Here is a 15391-nt window from a genome sequence, read left to right on the forward strand (position 1 = left end):
GCGGCGATGGACGAGGTGGACATCGCGGTCGTCGGCGGCGGCATCATCGGCTGCCTGACCGCGCGCGAACTGCTCGCCCGGCGCCCGGAGCGGACGGTGGCGGTGCTCGACCGGGACTCGGTCGGCTCCGGCGCCAGCCGCCGCTCGGCCGGCCTGCACTTCCCGCGCGGCGCGACCGGCCGGGTGCGCGGCATGGCGGCCTACAGCCAGCAGTACTACGCCGAACTGTCCTCGGGTCGACCGGAACTGCCGATCCACCAGGTCGGCATGGACGTGGTCGGCGCGGAGCGGGCGGTGCTCGACAGCTACCTGGCCAGCGCCCGGCCGACCCCGGCCACCGAGGGCGTCTGGCAGGTCGAGGGCGGCCAGTACGCGGACGTGGCCGGCCTGACCGGCCGGATCGCCGGCGAGCTGCGCGGCGGCGCCGTGGTGCACGAGGGCACCGGGGTCACCGCGATCGGGCTCGGCCCCGAGCGGATCACCCTGGCGCTGAGCAGCGGAGGCGAACTGACGGCCCGACAGGTCGTCCTGGCGCCCGGGCCGTGGATCGCCGCCCCGGCCTGGCGCGAGCTGGTCGCCCCGCTGGGGGTGCGGGTGAAGAAGGTGGTCGCCCTGCACATCGACCTGGTGCCCGCGCCGACCGACCGGGTCGTCGTCTTCCAGGAGGAGGACGCCTTCCTGCTCCCGCTCCACGACCGCGGGCACTGGCTGTTCAGCTACACCTGCCAGGAGTGGGGCGTGGACCCCGACGCGCTGGGCGGCGAGGGCCTGTCCGACCAGGACCTCGGCGACGCCCTCGCGGTGCTGCGCGCCGTGGCCCCCGAGTACGCGGCGCACTGCGCCTCCGGGCGGGTCTTCTGCGACGCCTACAGCGGGACCGGCGAGCCGGTCGTCCGCCCGCTGCCCGCCGATCCGCGGGTGGTCTTCGCCGGAGCCGCCAACGGCTCCGGATACCGGCTGGCCCCCGCGATCGCCGCGCAGGCCGCCGACCTGATCGACATTCCGTTCCTCACCGGTTCTTCCAGGAGTCACGCATGATACTGAGCAGCTACGACGAGGGCGTGCTGCACGATGCCTTCGGCATCGACATGAGCAGCATCGAGGGGATCGAGGGCGGCCAGGGCTCGGGCGCCGGCTGGGGCCGGGTCGCCCCGGGCGTCGTCTCGGAGCTCCACCGGCACGACGAGACCGAGTTCTTCGTGATCGTGTCCGGCCGCGGCGAGTTCGAGGTCGAGGGGGAGCGCCACCCGGCGGTGCCGGGCACGGTGGCCCTGTTCGAGCCCTTCGAGACGCACGTGCTGCACAACACCGGTGCCGAGGACCTGGTGTTCGTCACCCAGTACTGGCGCGACGCCGGGCGCGCCGCCCGGGCGGCCGCCGCCCCGGCGGGCACCGGCTTCGGGGACCGTCCGGTCTTCGTCTTCTCCACCCCGCCCACCCCGAACGGGGACCTCCACCTGGGCCACCTCTCCGGCCCGTACCTGGGCGCCGACGCGTTCGTCCGGTTCCAGCGGCTGAACGGCACCCGCGCCTGGCACCTGACCGGCAGCGACGACTACCAGAGCTACGTGGTCGGCGCGGCCGAGCGCGACGGGAACACCCCGGCCGAGACCGCCGCGCACTTCAGCGCGGAGATCGCGGCCACCCTGAAGCTGATGGACATCGAGCTGGACCAGTACACGGTGACCGACGCGGACGCCGAATACCCGGACGGGCTCCGGGAGTTCTTCACCCGTCTCGTCGACTCCGGCCGCGTCGCCCCGAAGGCCGCGCCGGCCCTGTTCGACGGCGAGACCGGCGCCTACCTCTACGAGGTGGACGTCAAGGGCACCTGCCCGACCTGCTCCTCCGGGACCAGCGGAAACATCTGCGAGGAGTGCGGCGAGCCCAACCTGGTCGTCGACCTGGTCGCCCCGCGCTCGGCCCGCTCGGAGGCGGCGCCGCGCACCGGCACCGCGACCCGGTTCTCGCTGCCGCTGCACGAGTTCGAGGAGGAGATCGCCGCGCACCACCGGTTGGGCCGCGTCCCCGTCCGGCTGCGCGACCTCGCCCGGCGGGTGTTCGCCCGCCCGGAGCTGGACGTCCCGGTCAGCCACATCGCCGACTGGGGCGTGCGCCCGGCCGAGGAGGCCGGCACCGACCAGGTGATCTGGGTCTGGCCGGAGATGTCCTACGGCTTCCTGCACGGCATCCAGTCGCTCGGCCGCCGGCTGGAGGAGGACTGGCGGGCCGCCGAGCCCGGCGCGGACTGGAAGATCGTCCACTTCTTCGGCTACGACAACAGCTTCTACCACGGTGTGCTCTACCCGGCGCTGTACAAGGCCGCGTACCCCGGCTGGACGCCCGACATCGACTACCACGTCAACGAGTTCTACCTGCTGGAGGGCGCCAAGTTCTCCACCAGCCGCCGGCACGCGATCTGGGGCAAGGAGATCCTCGACGCCGACTCGGTCGACGCGGTGCGCTTCTTCCTCAGCCTGACCCGCCCCGAGGGCCGGCGCAGCAACTTCCGCCGCGAGGAGTACCAGCGGGTGCTGACCGAGACCCTGGTCGGCACCTGGGAGTACTGGCTGACGGACCTGGGCGCCCGGGTCCGCAAGGGCTACGACGGCGCGGCGCCGGACGCCGGGAACTGGACCCCGGAGCAGACCGCGTTCCTGGCCCGGCTCGGCGCCCGGCTGACGGCGGTGACCGGGGCGCTCGGCCAGGCCGGGTTCTCGCTCAACCAGGCCGCCGCCGAACTGGACGGCATCGTGCGCGACACCGTCCGGTTCGCGGAGCTGGAGAGCCTGACGGCGGACGACGCCCGCTGGCGGGCCGAGGCCCGTACGGCGGTGGCGCTGGAGCTGGCGGCCGCGAAGCTGCTGGCCCGGGTGGCGGCGCCGGTGATGCCGCGCTTCGCCGCCCGGCTGTCGGCCGCGCTGGGCCTGCCGGAGCCTGCCGAGTGGCCGACCTCCGTCGAGCTGCTGGCGCCGGGCACCGAGGTCGCCCTGGCGGACGCGGTGTTCTTCTCCGGCCCGGCCACTGAAACCGCGGAGCAGCCCGAGCACCTGGGCCTGCTCACCGACCTGGTCGCCGAGGCGCTCCAGCTGGCCGACCGGCCCGCCGCCGACGCCACCCTGATCGACCTGGGCATCAGCTCGCTGCAGGCCGTCCAACTGCAGTACCAGCTGCTCACCGCACTCGACGTGGACGTGCTCGTGGACGAGCTGCTCGGCGAGCGCGACCTCACCGCACTGGCCGCCCTCATCGGCGGGCGCGCGGGCGCGGCGGTCGTGGAGGCGGCGGCATGAACGCCGAACTCGTCGAACTGGTCCAGGACATCGAGGAGCGCGGCCTGTCCGTCTCGGTGACCGCGGGGGACCTTCGCCTCCAGGGCATGCGCGACCGGATGGACCCCGAACTCGTCGGCCGCATCAAGCGGTTGAAGGCCGAGCTGATCCGGCACCTGAGCGCGGCCACCCCGTACGAGAGCGGCAGCTTCCCGCTCACCCCGCTGCAGCACGCCTACCTGCTGGGCCGCGGCGGCGTGTTCGAGATCTCCACCGCCAGCCACGTCTACCACGAGATCGAGGGGCACTGGGACGTCGGCCGCCTGGAGGCGGCGCTCAACACGGTGGTCGCCCGGCACGACGCGCTGCGGGCCCGGTTCACCGAGGACGGCCGCCAGGTGGTGGAGGCCTCCGTCGCCCCCGTGCGGATCGAGCGGCTCGACCTGCGCGGGCAGAGCCCCGAACAGCAGCTGCGCACCAGGGGGTTGCTGCGTGAGGAGCGCTCGCACCGGATGCTGCCCGCCGACCGCGCGCCGCTGCTGGCGGTGGAGGTGACCGAGCTCTCCGACCGGGAGATGGTGCTGCACGTCAGCCACGACGGCCTGGTGATGGACGGGATCAGCTCCTTCCTGTTCTTCCGCGAGTGGTGGCGGGCCTACCAGGGCGAGTTGGCCGTCGACGGCGCCGAACTGCCGCTGGAGGACTACGTCTCCGCGCTGGCGGCTTCGGCGGTCAAGGCCCCCGCCGCCCGCTCCCGGGCGTACTGGTCGGGCCGGCTCGACCAGTTGGCGGCCCACCCGGACCTGCCGGTGGCGGCGAGCCCGGCCGCGATCACCCGGCCCCGGTTCGTCCAGCGCCAGGTGCGGCTCGACGCCGCGCAGTGGGCCGCGTTCAAGCAGCGGGCCGCGGCGGCGGGGCTGACCCCGTCCGGCGCGCTGCTGGCCGCCTACGGCGAGGTGCTCTCCCGCTGGGGCGCCGGCGAGCGGTTCACCGTGACCACCACGGTGGCCAACCGCCCGCCGGTGCACCACCGGATCGCCGAGGCCGTCGGCCAGTTCTCCGACACCCTGCTGGTGGAGATCGAGGTCGACCGCGCCAAGCCGTTCGCGGCCCGGGCCCAGGCGCTCCAGCGGCGGCTGCGCACCGACCTGGACCACCGGCACCAGTCCGGCATCGAGGTGCTGCGCGAGCTGGGCCGGCGGCGCGGCAGCGCCGAGGCGCGGATGCCGTTCACGTTCAACAGCGCGATCGGCTACACCGAGGAGGTGGACGGCTCCGTGTTCGAGCTGTTCGGCCCCGAGGTGTTCAGCGTCAGCCAGACCCCGCAGATCTGGCTGAACGCCTTCGCGATGGAGCAGCACCAGGGCCTGGTCATCCAGCTCGACGGGCTGGACGAGCTCTTCCCGCCCGACCTGCTGGAGGCCCTGGCCCAGGGCTACCAGGGCCTGCTGGAGCAGCTGCTGGAGGAGAGCGGCTGGGCCCGTACCGGCTTCGACCTGCTCCCCGGCGACCAGCTGCGGCGCCGGTGGGAGGCCAACGACACCACCGCGGAGCTGCCCGAGGTGCTGCTCCAGGACGCCTTCACCGCCCGGGCGGCCACCTGCCCGGACAGCCCCGCCCTGATCACCTCCGGGCTCCGGATGAGCTACGGCGAACTGCACCGCCGCGCGGCGCTGACCGCCGCCTGGCTGCGCTCGCACGGGGTCGGGCGCAACGAGCTGGTGGGCCTGGTGATGCGGCGCGGGCCGGAGCAGATCATCGGCATCCTGGCCACGGTGCTCGCCGGGGCCGCCTACCTGCCGGTGGACGCGGCGCTGCCCGAGGAGCGCCGTCGGTACATGCTGGCCGACGGCGAGGTCCGCTGCGTGCTGACCAACGTGGACGAGGCCGACGAGGCGGACGTGGACGGCCGCGCCGTCCTGCGGCTGGACGCCACCGGCCCGGCGCCGACGGGCCCGCCGGCGCTCCTCGAACCGCTGCCCGGCGCCCGGCCGGACGACCTGGCGTACGTGCTCTACACCTCCGGCACCACCGGCGCGCCCAAGGGCGTGATGGTCACCCACCGCAACGTGGCCAACGTGGTCGCCGACTGCTACACCCGGTTCGGCATCCGCGGGGACGACCGGTTCTTCGCGATCAGCGCCTTCAACTTCGACCTGTCCGTCTGGGACGTGTTCGGCGCGCTGACCGCGGGCGCCGCCCTGGTGATGCCGGACGCCGACCGGGCGGTCGACCCCGAGCACTGGCTGCGGATGTGCGAGCTGGGCGGGGTGACGGTGTGGAACTCGGTGCCCGCCATCGTCGGCCTGATGCACGACCAGGCGGTGGCCGAGGGCACGGCGCCGCCGGCCCTGCGGCTGGTGATGATGAGCGGGGACCGGCTCCCGCCGGCGCTGCCCGCCGCGCTGCGCCGACTCGTGCCCGGCCTGGAGGTGGTCTCGCTCGGCGGACCGACCGAGACCACGATCTGGAACATCCTGCACCCCGTGGAGGAGTGGGAGGACGGCACCGAGTCCATCCCGTACGGCCGTCCCAACGCCAACAACCGCGCCTACGTGCTGGACCCGGACGGCCAGGACGCGCCGGACTGGGTCACCGGCGAGATCTGCGCCGCCGGCACCGGGGTGGCCAAGGGCTACTGGCGCGACGAGGAGCGCACCGCCGAGAAGTTCGGCCACGACGAGCGGCTCGGCGAGCGGATCTACCGGACGGGCGACCTGGGCCGCTACCTGCCCAGCGGCGAGATCCAGATCCTGGGCCGCAGCGACTTCCAGATCAAGGTCAACGGCTACCGCATCGAGGCCGGAGAGGTGGAGACCAGGCTGGCCGCGCTGCCGGCCGTACGGCAGGCCGTGGTCGTCCGCCAGGAGGGCGGCCGCGGCGACCGGCTGGTGGCCCACCTGGTGCCCGCCGGGGCCGAGCGGCCCGACGTCCCCGCGATCCGCGAGGAGCTGAGGGGCGCGCTGCCCGAGTACATGGTCCCCGCCGCCGTGGTGTGGCACGAGGAACTGCCGCTGACCCGCAACGGCAAGGTGGACCGGGGCGCGCTGATCCGCGTGGCGCCGTCGGCCGAGGCGGCTGCCCCGTCGGACCCGTCGGCCTCGGTGGCCGAGGACGGCGAGGCCGGGCCGACCGAGACCGAGCTGACCGGCATCTGGGAGCAGATCCTGCGCCGGCCGGCGGTCGGGCCGCACGACAACATCTACGCGCTGGGCGGCGACTCGATCAGCGCCGCGCGCATCCTCACCGCGGTCCGCAAGCGCTTCGGCGTGGGCATCCAACTCGGCCAGCTGGCCGGGATGGAGACGGTGCGACTGATGGCCGCGCACGTGGACGCGGCCATGACGGCGAAGGAGGCGCGGCGGTGATCGTCAACCGGATCACGGCGAACGCGCCGACCGGCGGGCGGATCTCCTTCGCCAGGCTGGACGGCACCGAGACCCTCGAACTGGCCGAACTGCACCGCCGTGCGGGGCGGTTGGCGGGCGCCCTGGCCGAGCTGGGCATCCGCCCGGGCGACCGGATCGGCATCCTGGCGGCCAACAGCCCGCAGTGGGTGCTGCTGGACCTGGCGGCGCTGTGGCTGGGCGCCGAGACGGCCGGCTTCGAGCCCGGCAAGTTCGAGCCCGACGAGCGGCTGATCGGCCGCTACGGCCTGCGGCTGCTGTTCACCGACCGCCCGTCCGAGGCCGCCGACGCGCTGCCGCTGGCCGAGGTGGACCGGCTGGTGGAGAAGGCCGACTCGGCGCCCGAACCGTTCGTCTGGGAGCCCGGGCAGGTCACCACCGTCAAGTTCACCTCCGGCAGCACCGGCGAACCCAAGGGCCTCGGTGCCACGGCCGCGTCCGTCGACGGCTCGCTGCGCGCCGTCCAGGACCTCTTCCACCACCGGGCGGGCGACGACCTGTTCGTCTTCCTGCCGCTGTCGCTGCTCCAGCAGCGGTACTGGATCTACTCCGCGCTGCGGCACGGCCACGACGTGACCGTCTCCACCTACGAGGCCGCCTTCGCCGCCCTGCGGCGGGCCCGGCCGACCGTGGTGATGGGCGTGCCGGCCTTCTTCGAGACCGCCCGGCGGCACATCGAGGCCCGGGCGGCCCGCTCGGGCAAGCCCGTCGGCGAGCAGGCCGCGCAGCTCTTCGGCGACCGGATCCGCTACCTGTGGACGGGCTCCGCCCCGGCGGCCCCCGCGACGCTGCGCTTCTTCAACGAGGCCGGACTGCCGATCTACGAGGGCTACGGCCTCAACGAGACCTGCATCGTGGCCAAGAACCACCCCGGCGCCTCCCGCGAGGGCAGCGTGGGCCGGGTGGTGCCCGGCAAGGAGGTGCTGCTGGACGCCGACGGCGTGATCAGCGTGCGCAGCGACCACCCCGTCAACGACCACTACGCCTACGCCGCCCCCGGCGACAGCGAGAAGGCCTTCCGGCCCGGCGGCATCGTCCGCACCGGCGACCTCGGCCTGATCGACCAGGACGGCTACCTCTACATCCTCGGCCGCGCGGACGACGTGATCGTGCTGGAGAACGGCAAGAAGATCGTGGTCCGGCCGATCGAGGAGCGGCTCGCCTCCGGCCCCGCCGTCACCGAGGCGGTGCTGTTCTGCCCGGGCCAGACCGAACTGGTCGCCGTCGTCCGCCCCGCGCACTACCCGCCCGACGAGGCCGCCGTCGCCGACGCCCTCGCCGACGCCAACGCGGCGCTCGGCAAGGACGAGCGGATCGCCCGGGCCATCGTCGCCCGGGAGCCGTTCACCGTCGAGAACGGCCTGCTCACCTCGCAGTTCAAGCCCCGGCGCCCGCAGATCCGGGCCGCCTACTCCGCCGAGCTCGCCAACCCCCAGGAGGGTATCCATGCACGCTGAGACGAACACCCGGACGCAGACCGCGACGCACGCCGCCATGCACGCCGAGACCGAGGCCGCGGCCCGGGAGAACCTGGTGCTGGTGCTGACCAGCCCGATCGAGCCCGAGGCGATCGACCCGGACGCCGACCTGGCCGGCCGCTACCGGCTCACCTCCCTCAACAAGGTGCTCTTCCTCACCTCGCTGTGCGACGAGACCGGTACCGAGCTGTCCCGCTTCACCGAGCACGACCTGGCCCGCATGACCACGCTGCGCGAGGTCGTCGATGCCGTCGCCCCCTCCTCCGCCAAGGCGGTGTGACCATGGGAACCTGGGCCGTTGACGCACCGGCGGTGCTGGAGAACGAGTTCGTGCGGCTGAGCCCGCTCAACCCCGAGGACCGCGACGGGCTGCGCGCGATCGCGCTGGCGCCCGACATCTGGCGGTACTTCGTCACCCGGATCGACACCCCGGAGGACTACGAGGCCTTCTTCGACGCCACCCTCGCCGACCACCTGGCGGGCCGGCGGGCGGTGTTCGTGATCACCGACAAGCGGACCGGCCGCAGGGCCGGGTCGATGAGCTTCGGCAACATGGCCGAGGCGGACGGCCGGCTGGAGATCGGCTGGTCCTGGCTGGGCCTCGACTTCCAGGGCCGGGGCGTCAACCGCTGGGCCAAGTACCTGCTGCTCCAGCACGCCTTCGAGGGCCTGGGCGCCCTGCGGGTCGAGTTCAAGACCGACGAGCGGAACAAGCAGGCCCGGCGCGGGCTGCTGAACATCGGCGCCCGCGAGGAGGGCACGCTGCGCGGCTTCAACCCGATGCCGGACGGCACCCGGCGCAACGCCGTCTTCTACAGCGTGCTGCGCCCGGAGTGGCCCGAGGTCCGCGAGCAGCTCGCCAGCGGCCCGCGGGTGGTCCGACAGGAGGGGGCATGACCGGGCGGCTGCTGCTGACGGGCACCGCCTTCGAGCGGGGCGAGCGGCACGGGCGGGCGCTGGCCGGAGAGTTGCGCGCCTTCCTGGACGACGGGCTGGCCCGGCTCAACCACCTGACGCCCGCCCCGCTGACCCTGGACGGGCTGCGGCCGAGGATCGACGCCTACCGGGCGGAGGTCGCGGCCGCCGCCCCGGAGCTGGCCACCGAGGTCGAGGGCCTGGCCGCCGGGGCCGGGCTGCGCAGCGAGGAGGCCTGGCTGCTCCAGCTGCGGCGGGAGATCATGGGCTACCAGAAGGTGCCGACGGCCGGCGACTGCACCACCTACGCACGGGCCGCAGGCCCGTACGCCGGACACCCGGTGCTGGCCCAGACCGTGGACCTCAACGGCAACCTGGACGACGCGATCAGCGTGCTGGAGGTGGCGCCGGCCGGCTCCTCCCGGCGCTCGCTGGTGCTCTCCTTCGCCGGACTGCTCGGGTACCTCGGGCTCAACAGCGACGGCCTGGCGATCGGGCTCAACCTGGTCCTCGGCGGGGACTGGCGGCCCGGGCTGCCCCCGTACCTGGCGATCCGCCACCTGCTGGACACGGCGGGCAGCGTGACGCAGGCGCTGGAAGCGCTGCGCGGGATGCGGCTGGCCAGCTCCCGCTCGCTGACCCTGGTCGACCGGGAGCGGGCCGTCTGCGTCGAGGTCCTGGGCGACGAGCTGCGGGTGCGGGAGGGGTACGCGACCGCGCACACCAACCACTTCCTGGATCCGGACCTGGCGCGCGGCGACGAGCTCAACGTGTTCGCCCGCAACTCCTCGGTGCGCCGCCTCAAGGAGGCGGAGGCCGGGCTCGCCGAACTCGACCCGGCGGCGGGCCCGGAGGACCACTTCGCCCTGCTGTCCAGGCCGCCGATCTGCGTACCCGACGAGGGCGACATCCGGCGCGAGCGCACGGTCGCCGCCGTGGTGCTGCTGCCCGGGCCCGGGGAACTGCACCTGCGGCCCGGAGACCCCTCCCGATCGGCCACGCAGGTCTTCGGCCTGCGTCCGACGTGACCGCCCCGGGCGCCGGGGTGGAGGCCTGGCTGGCCGACCTGGCGGCCGACGCCGAGCCCCTGTCCCCGGCGCACTACGCGGTGGACCTGACCGAGGAGGAGCGCGACCGGGCGGCCGGGTACCTGAACGGGGAGGACGCCCGGCTCTTCCTGCGGTCCCGACTGGCCGTCAGGCAGCTGCTGGCCGTACGGCTGGGGGAGGCCCCGGGAGCGGTGCGGCTGGCGCGGACCAGGGGCGGCAAGCCCTACCTGCCGGACCATCCGGAGCTGAAGGTGAGCTGGTCGCGCTCGGAGGACCTGCTGCTGCTCGGCATCTCGGAGCAGGGCGCGCTGGGGGTGGACCTGGAGCGCATCCGGCTCATCCCCTCCGCCACCCACGTGCTCGCCTCGCTCTACCCGGCCCTGCCCCCGCGGGCCGAGGAGGCCGGACCGGAGTTCTTCTTCTCCGCCTGGACCCTGCTGGAGGCCGCGGTGAAGGCCACCGGCCGGGGACTGGCCGAGGGGGTGGGGGACGTCACCCTGTCCTTCCCCGCACGCGGAGGCGCCGCCCTCCTGGGGATCGCCCGGACCGGGGGCGAGCCGTGGGCGGCGAGCACGGCGCTGCTGGAGGCGCCGGCGACGACGGACGCCCGGCTGATGGCCTCGTTCGTGACACGGGGCCGGCTCGGCCGGATCTGGCTGCGGCGGTGGCCGCCGGAAGGGAGTGAAGGAGATGGCTGAGCCCGCGGTGCTGCACGCGGTGGCCCCGCTGCTGACGGCGCGGCTGCTGCGCGAGCGCCTGGCCCCGGTGGCGGGCGACCGGCGGTTCACGGTCGCCGTACGGGACGGCTGGGACGGCCCCCAGGCCTGGATCGGCTGCCCGGCCGGCCCGGGCGCCGCGGGGGAGGTGGAACGGGCGCTGCGCGCTCCCGGCGGCCGTACCGCCGCCGGGGCGGTGCCGGTGGCGGGCGATCCGCCCACGGCCGGGGCGAGGGCGGTCACGGTGACCGGCCCGTTCCCGGGCGCGGCGGGCCTCACGGCCGGGGACGCGGCCCGCCTCGCCCTGGCCGGCTGGCAGGAACTGCTCCGCTCCCGCCCGGAGCAGGACCGCGGCCGCTACGCCTTCGCCCTGCACCCGGAGCCCGTCCTCCCCGACGGCTGGCTCCTCCAGTCCTGGGTCAACCCCGGCCTCGGGCCCGTCCAGTTCACGCTCTCCCGCTCCGGCCGCCGGCTGTCCGTCGGCTCCCCGGGCCGGGCCGGGCGCGAGGAACTGGCCGCCCTGCTCGCGGAGTGGACCCTGCGGATCACCCGGGCCTGACCCGGGCCCACGATGAAGGGGGCGAGGCCGAACGGCCTCGCCCCCTCACCGGTGTCGACGAACTCCTCCGACCGGCACGGTCAGTGCGCGCCGACCGCGCCGGAGAGGGCGGGGATGTACGCCGGCAGACGGCTCCACACCTCCGGCGTGTAGAAGTGCCCGCCGGGCAGCACGTCGTGCCGGAAGTCGCTGTTCGCAAGGCCACGCCACTGGTCACCGGTGGTGGGCTCGATCACCGTGTCGCTGTCCCCGGTGAGCACGTGCAGGGGCACGTCGACCCTGGAGCCGGGCACGTAGTGGAAGGTGTCGCGGGCCCGGATGTCGGCCCGCATCAACTCGACCGCGATCTCCTGGAGTTCCGGGTCGTTCATGACGTGCTCGGGCATCATCCCGTGCGTGGTCATCCAGTGGAGCAGCTGCTCGTTGGTGTCCTGCTGGGCCGGGAACATGTCCTGGGGCGTCAGTCCGCGGCTGGCCGCGTTCGCGGAGGACACCACGAGCGCCTCGGGCGCCGGCCCTCCGAGCCGTCCGATGCGCACCGCGACGTCGAACGCCATCCAGCCGCCCATGCTGTGGCCGAAGAGCACGTACGGGCCTTCGGCCGCGACGGAGAGCACGGCCCGGGTCGTGTCCTCGGCGAGGGCGTCCCAGTCCGGGGCGTAGTCCTCCAGGAAGCGGCCCTCCCGGCCCGGGTAGCAGATGGCGGTGAGGTCGACGTCCTCGGGGAGGAGGTCGCCCCACTGCTGGTACTGCCCGGTGCCGCCGCCGCAGAAGCCGAGGCAGACCAGGGTGCGGGCGGGGTTCGCCGTTCGGCGGAATCGGACGGCGATGAGGTCCTGGCTGGTGGTCATGGGCGTGATCCCTTGCGGTGTGACGGGTCAGGAGGTCTCGGACGTGGCGAGCTTGGCCCCGGCGTACGCGGCCAGTTCGCGCAGGTGCGGGTGCTGGTACACCTCCCGGACGCGGACGGTGATGCCGAGGTCGCGCTTGAGCCTGCTGATCACCCGCAGGGCGACGAGCGAGTGGCCGCCCAGCGCGAAGAAGTTGCCGTCGGCACTGATCCGCTCCTGGCCCAGGACCTCCGACCAGACCTCGGCGAGCAGCTTCTCGATCGTTCCCTCGGGCTCGACGTACTGCTCGGCGGCTTCGGCCTGCGGTTCCGGCAGCGCTTCCCAGTCGACCTTGCCGTTGACGGTGAGCGGAACGGCGTCGACCCGTACGAAGACCGAGGGGACCATGAACTCCGGCAGGACGGTCGCGCAGTGGTCGCGCAGCTCCGCCTCGGCCGGGGGCTCCTCGGAGACGTAGTAGGCCACCAGCCGGTCGCCGAGGGCGGGGTCGCGGTAGCCGGTCAGGACCGCGGTGGCCACCCGGGGGTGCGAGGAGACCGCGGCCTCGACCTCGCCGAGCTCGATCCGGAAGCCGCGCACCTTCACCTGGCGGTCGACCCGGCCGATGAACTCCAGCGAGCCGTCGGCGCGCAGCCGGACCTGGTCCCCGGTGCGGTACATCCGGCCGCCGTCGGCGGCGAACGGGTCGGCGACGAAGCGTTCGGCGGTCAGGGCAGGCCGGTTGACGTAGCCGTGGGCCAGGCCGTCGCCGGCCAGGAACAGCTCGCCGACGGCACCGGCTCCCTCCACCTCGCGGAGGTCGTCGCCGACCACGTACGCCCGGGTGCCCGGCAGCGGGCGGCCGATGTGCGGCTCCTCGCCGGTGATCCAGGCGCTGGTGGCGTCGACGGTGCACTCGGTCGGGCCGTACAGGTTCACCGCTTCGAGCAGGCCGTCGGCGGCCGCCCCGGAGATCTCCTGCCAGGTCCGCTCCGGTACCGGCTCGCCGCCCATGAACAGGCGCGGAAGCGGCGAGGCGGAGCCGTCCAGCAGACAGGTCCGCACCAGCTCCCAGTGGGAGGGGGTGAGGTCGAGGTCCTGGATCCCGTGGGCGTCGAGCAGGGCCCGGAGCTGGACGGGGTCGGTGCGCTGCTCCTCGTCGAGGATCGCGATGGTGTCGCCCCGGCAGACCCGCGCCCACTGCTGCACCGAGGCGTCGAAGGAGACGCTGGCGTTCCAGCCGACCACGCGCGGCTCCCCGGCGTAGACGCCGGCCTGCTCCAGGGCCGCGACCAGGTCCGCCACCGAGCCCCGTCCGACCTGGACGCCCTTGGGCCGGCCGGTGGAGCCGGACGTGTAGATCACGTACGCGGGGACGAGCGGCCCGGCGGCCACCGGCTCCTGGTCGGCGGCGTCGGGAGCGCCGGCCACGGAGTCCGGGTCGACGATGTCGAGACCGGATGCGCCGAGGACGTGGTCGGACGGGCCCAGCAGCACCCGGATTCCGGCGTCCCCGGCCATGAACTCCAGGCGGTCCAGCGGATAGCGGGGGTCCAGGGGAAGATAGGCCGCGCCCGCCCGCCACGTCGCGAGCAGCGACACCACGAGCTGGGCGCCGCGCTTCAGGCTGACCCCGACCAGGTCGCCGACGCCGATCCCGCCGGCGGCCAGGCGGGCCGCCAACTGCGCTGTGCGCCGGTCGAGTTCGGCGAAGGTGAGGTCGCCGTCCGCACTCCGTACGGCGATCCGGTCGGGGTGGAGCAGTGCGGCACGGCGGAAGCGCGCCACCAGGTCAACCGGCGTCTGCGCGAGGTCAGTCACGAAAAGGCTCCTTGAACCGTTGAATGAGGACGTGGCGCTGCGATCGGACCGGTGCGGCCTGACGGCGCCGGCCGGGGTCAGGCGAACGCGGGCGAGGGCTCGACGGTCGGCCGGCACTCCGAGAGCTCGACCGGGTCGCCCATGGCCACCACGATCTTCCGGTCGCCGCGGAACGGGTCCCGGCCGTGCGAGGTCAGGATGTTGTCGACCAGCATCACGTCGCCCGGCTGCCAGGTCTCCCGGACGGTCGCCGCGTCGTAGGCCGCCTGAATGGCCTGGAGGTCCTCGTTGGTCAAGGGGGACCCGTCACCGAATCCGGTGTTGAACGGAAGGCCGTCGCTGCCGAACTCGTCGACCAGGGCCTCCCGCAGGTCCTCGTCCAGGGCCCACTCGTTCCAGAAGAGCATGTGGTTGAACCACACCTCCTCGCCGGTGGACGGGTGGATGATGATGCCCGGGCGGATCTGGCCGGTCCGCAGCGTGCCGTCCTCCTGCCAGCGGCAGCCGATGAGGTTCTCCGCGCAGTAGCGCTCGACCTCGTCGACGTCGTCGGTGGCGAACGCGGTCTGCCAGTCGGTGGAGATGTGCTCGGAGAAGCTGCGCGAGAGCCGCCAGCCGCCCGCCCGGATCTTCTCGACCACCTGGGCGGGAAGCGCCTCCAGGACCTTCCGGCAGTCCGAGACGGGCGTCGCCCCGCCCTCGGCGGGCGCGGTCAGGCAGCCGAACAGCAGCAGACCGGGGAAGGTCAGCGTGTAGCTGTTCTCGTTGTGCATGCGGATCGACTGCGAGGCCGGGAGGTCCGTCGAGGAGAAGACGTCGTCGCCGAGCCGGCTGCGCGGGGTGGCCTTCTCCCGGTACGGCGTCCGCGCGCTGATCAGCAGGTCGCGGACCTGCGCGAAGTCCTCGACGGTGGCCATCGGCAGGCCGCGCAGGAAGATCGCACCGTGCTCCCGGAGCGCCGCGTTCAGCTGCGGACGAACCCCCTCCACCCAGGTGCCGACCTGCTCCATGTCGGTGAGGCCGGTGACCCGCGTCATGGCGGGCTTTCCGTCAACAAGCTGCCAGTTCAGAATTTCTGACATGGATTCATTTCCTTTCAGGTCGGCCGGATCCGGCGATCGGGTCAACGATAGGAGAGCGGAAGCGCCGCGGTGAAGGCGTTCAAGTGCGGTGGGATCTGAACATTTCGCCGCCGCGGTTCCCAGGGCCGTCGGGGAATGCCGCGGCCTGGGCTGCTCAACCGGCGCGCCGCGGCAGTTGAACGATTTCGCCGCGCGGAGCACAGGTAGCCCCGACGAGTTCCGAAAGGCCCCTCGCGGAACACCGCCCGGGCCGGAATGGGGC

12 protein-coding genes are annotated in these 15391 nt (G+C 73.7%); 9 read left to right on the plus strand and 3 right to left on the minus strand.

The features are described from left to right. Positions 1-6: 6 nt before the first annotated feature. The 9 genes from ACIRRS_RS04555 to ACIRRS_RS04595 are packed head-to-tail and all read left to right on the plus strand — an operon-like array spanning position 7 to position 11396. A complete protein-coding gene (locus ACIRRS_RS04555; protein WP_402964917.1) occupies positions 7-1038 on the plus strand; it encodes an NAD(P)/FAD-dependent oxidoreductase in 1032 nt (343 codons plus the stop codon). Then, a complete protein-coding gene (locus tag ACIRRS_RS04560) occupies positions 1035-3293 on the plus strand; it encodes a class I tRNA ligase family protein (RefSeq protein ID WP_402964919.1) in 2259 nt (752 codons plus the stop codon). Before ACIRRS_RS04555 ends, ACIRRS_RS04560 begins: the two co-directional genes overlap by 4 nt. After that, positions 3290-6640: an amino acid adenylation domain-containing protein gene (locus ACIRRS_RS04565; protein WP_402964922.1), complete on the plus strand. Its 3351-nt coding sequence runs from the start codon at positions 3290-3292 to the stop codon at positions 6638-6640. The genes ACIRRS_RS04560 and ACIRRS_RS04565 overlap by 4 nt, the downstream gene beginning before the upstream one ends. Continuing rightward, a complete protein-coding gene (locus tag ACIRRS_RS04570) occupies positions 6637-8136 on the plus strand; it encodes an AMP-binding protein (RefSeq protein WP_402964925.1) in 1500 nt (499 codons plus the stop codon). Before ACIRRS_RS04565 ends, ACIRRS_RS04570 begins: the two co-directional genes overlap by 4 nt. Then, positions 8126-8437, plus strand: a complete 312-nt coding sequence (locus tag ACIRRS_RS04575; protein WP_402964927.1) for an acyl carrier protein — start codon at positions 8126-8128, stop codon at positions 8435-8437. Before ACIRRS_RS04570 ends, ACIRRS_RS04575 begins: the two co-directional genes overlap by 11 nt. Before the next feature lie 2 nt (positions 8438-8439). Then, complete coding sequence (locus ACIRRS_RS04580) at positions 8440-9054, plus strand: GNAT family N-acetyltransferase (RefSeq protein ID WP_402964930.1); 615 nt, start codon at positions 8440-8442, stop codon at positions 9052-9054. Continuing rightward, a complete protein-coding gene (locus tag ACIRRS_RS04585; protein ID WP_402964933.1) occupies positions 9051-10100 on the plus strand; it encodes a C45 family autoproteolytic acyltransferase/hydolase in 1050 nt (349 codons plus the stop codon). The genes ACIRRS_RS04580 and ACIRRS_RS04585 overlap by 4 nt, the downstream gene beginning before the upstream one ends. After that, positions 10097-10819, plus strand: coding sequence for a 4'-phosphopantetheinyl transferase family protein (locus ACIRRS_RS04590; protein WP_402964935.1), 723 nt, complete (start codon positions 10097-10099; stop codon positions 10817-10819). Before ACIRRS_RS04585 ends, ACIRRS_RS04590 begins: the two co-directional genes overlap by 4 nt. Next, positions 10812-11396 carry a hypothetical protein gene (locus tag ACIRRS_RS04595; protein ID WP_402964937.1) on the plus strand — a complete coding sequence of 195 codons (585 nt, stop codon included), beginning with the start codon at positions 10812-10814 and terminating at the stop codon, positions 11394-11396. The genes ACIRRS_RS04590 and ACIRRS_RS04595 overlap by 8 nt, the downstream gene beginning before the upstream one ends. A gap of 80 nt (positions 11397-11476) precedes the next feature. Here ACIRRS_RS04595 and ACIRRS_RS04600 read toward each other — a convergent pair whose 3' ends face one another. The 3 genes from ACIRRS_RS04600 to ACIRRS_RS04610 all read right to left on the minus strand — a co-directional run bounded on the left by ACIRRS_RS04600 (position 11477) and on the right by ACIRRS_RS04610 (position 15129). Next, on the minus strand, positions 11477-12247 hold the full coding sequence (locus tag ACIRRS_RS04600; RefSeq protein ID WP_402964940.1) for a thioesterase II family protein: 771 nt from the start codon (positions 12245-12247) through the stop codon (positions 11477-11479). Between the two features lie 27 nt (positions 12248-12274). Beyond that, on the minus strand, positions 12275-14047 hold the full coding sequence (locus ACIRRS_RS04605) for an amino acid adenylation domain-containing protein (protein WP_402964943.1): 1773 nt from the start codon (positions 14045-14047) through the stop codon (positions 12275-12277). A gap of 77 nt (positions 14048-14124) precedes the next feature. Next, positions 14125-15129, minus strand: a complete 1005-nt coding sequence (locus tag ACIRRS_RS04610; protein ID WP_402964945.1) for a TauD/TfdA family dioxygenase — start codon at positions 15127-15129, stop codon at positions 14125-14127. Positions 15130-15391: the final 262 nt, after the last annotated feature.

Origin of the sequence: Kitasatospora sp. NPDC101183, assembly GCF_044767945.1 — a bacterium.
In the GTDB taxonomy this organism is placed as follows: domain Bacteria; phylum Actinomycetota; class Actinomycetes; order Streptomycetales; family Streptomycetaceae; genus Kitasatospora.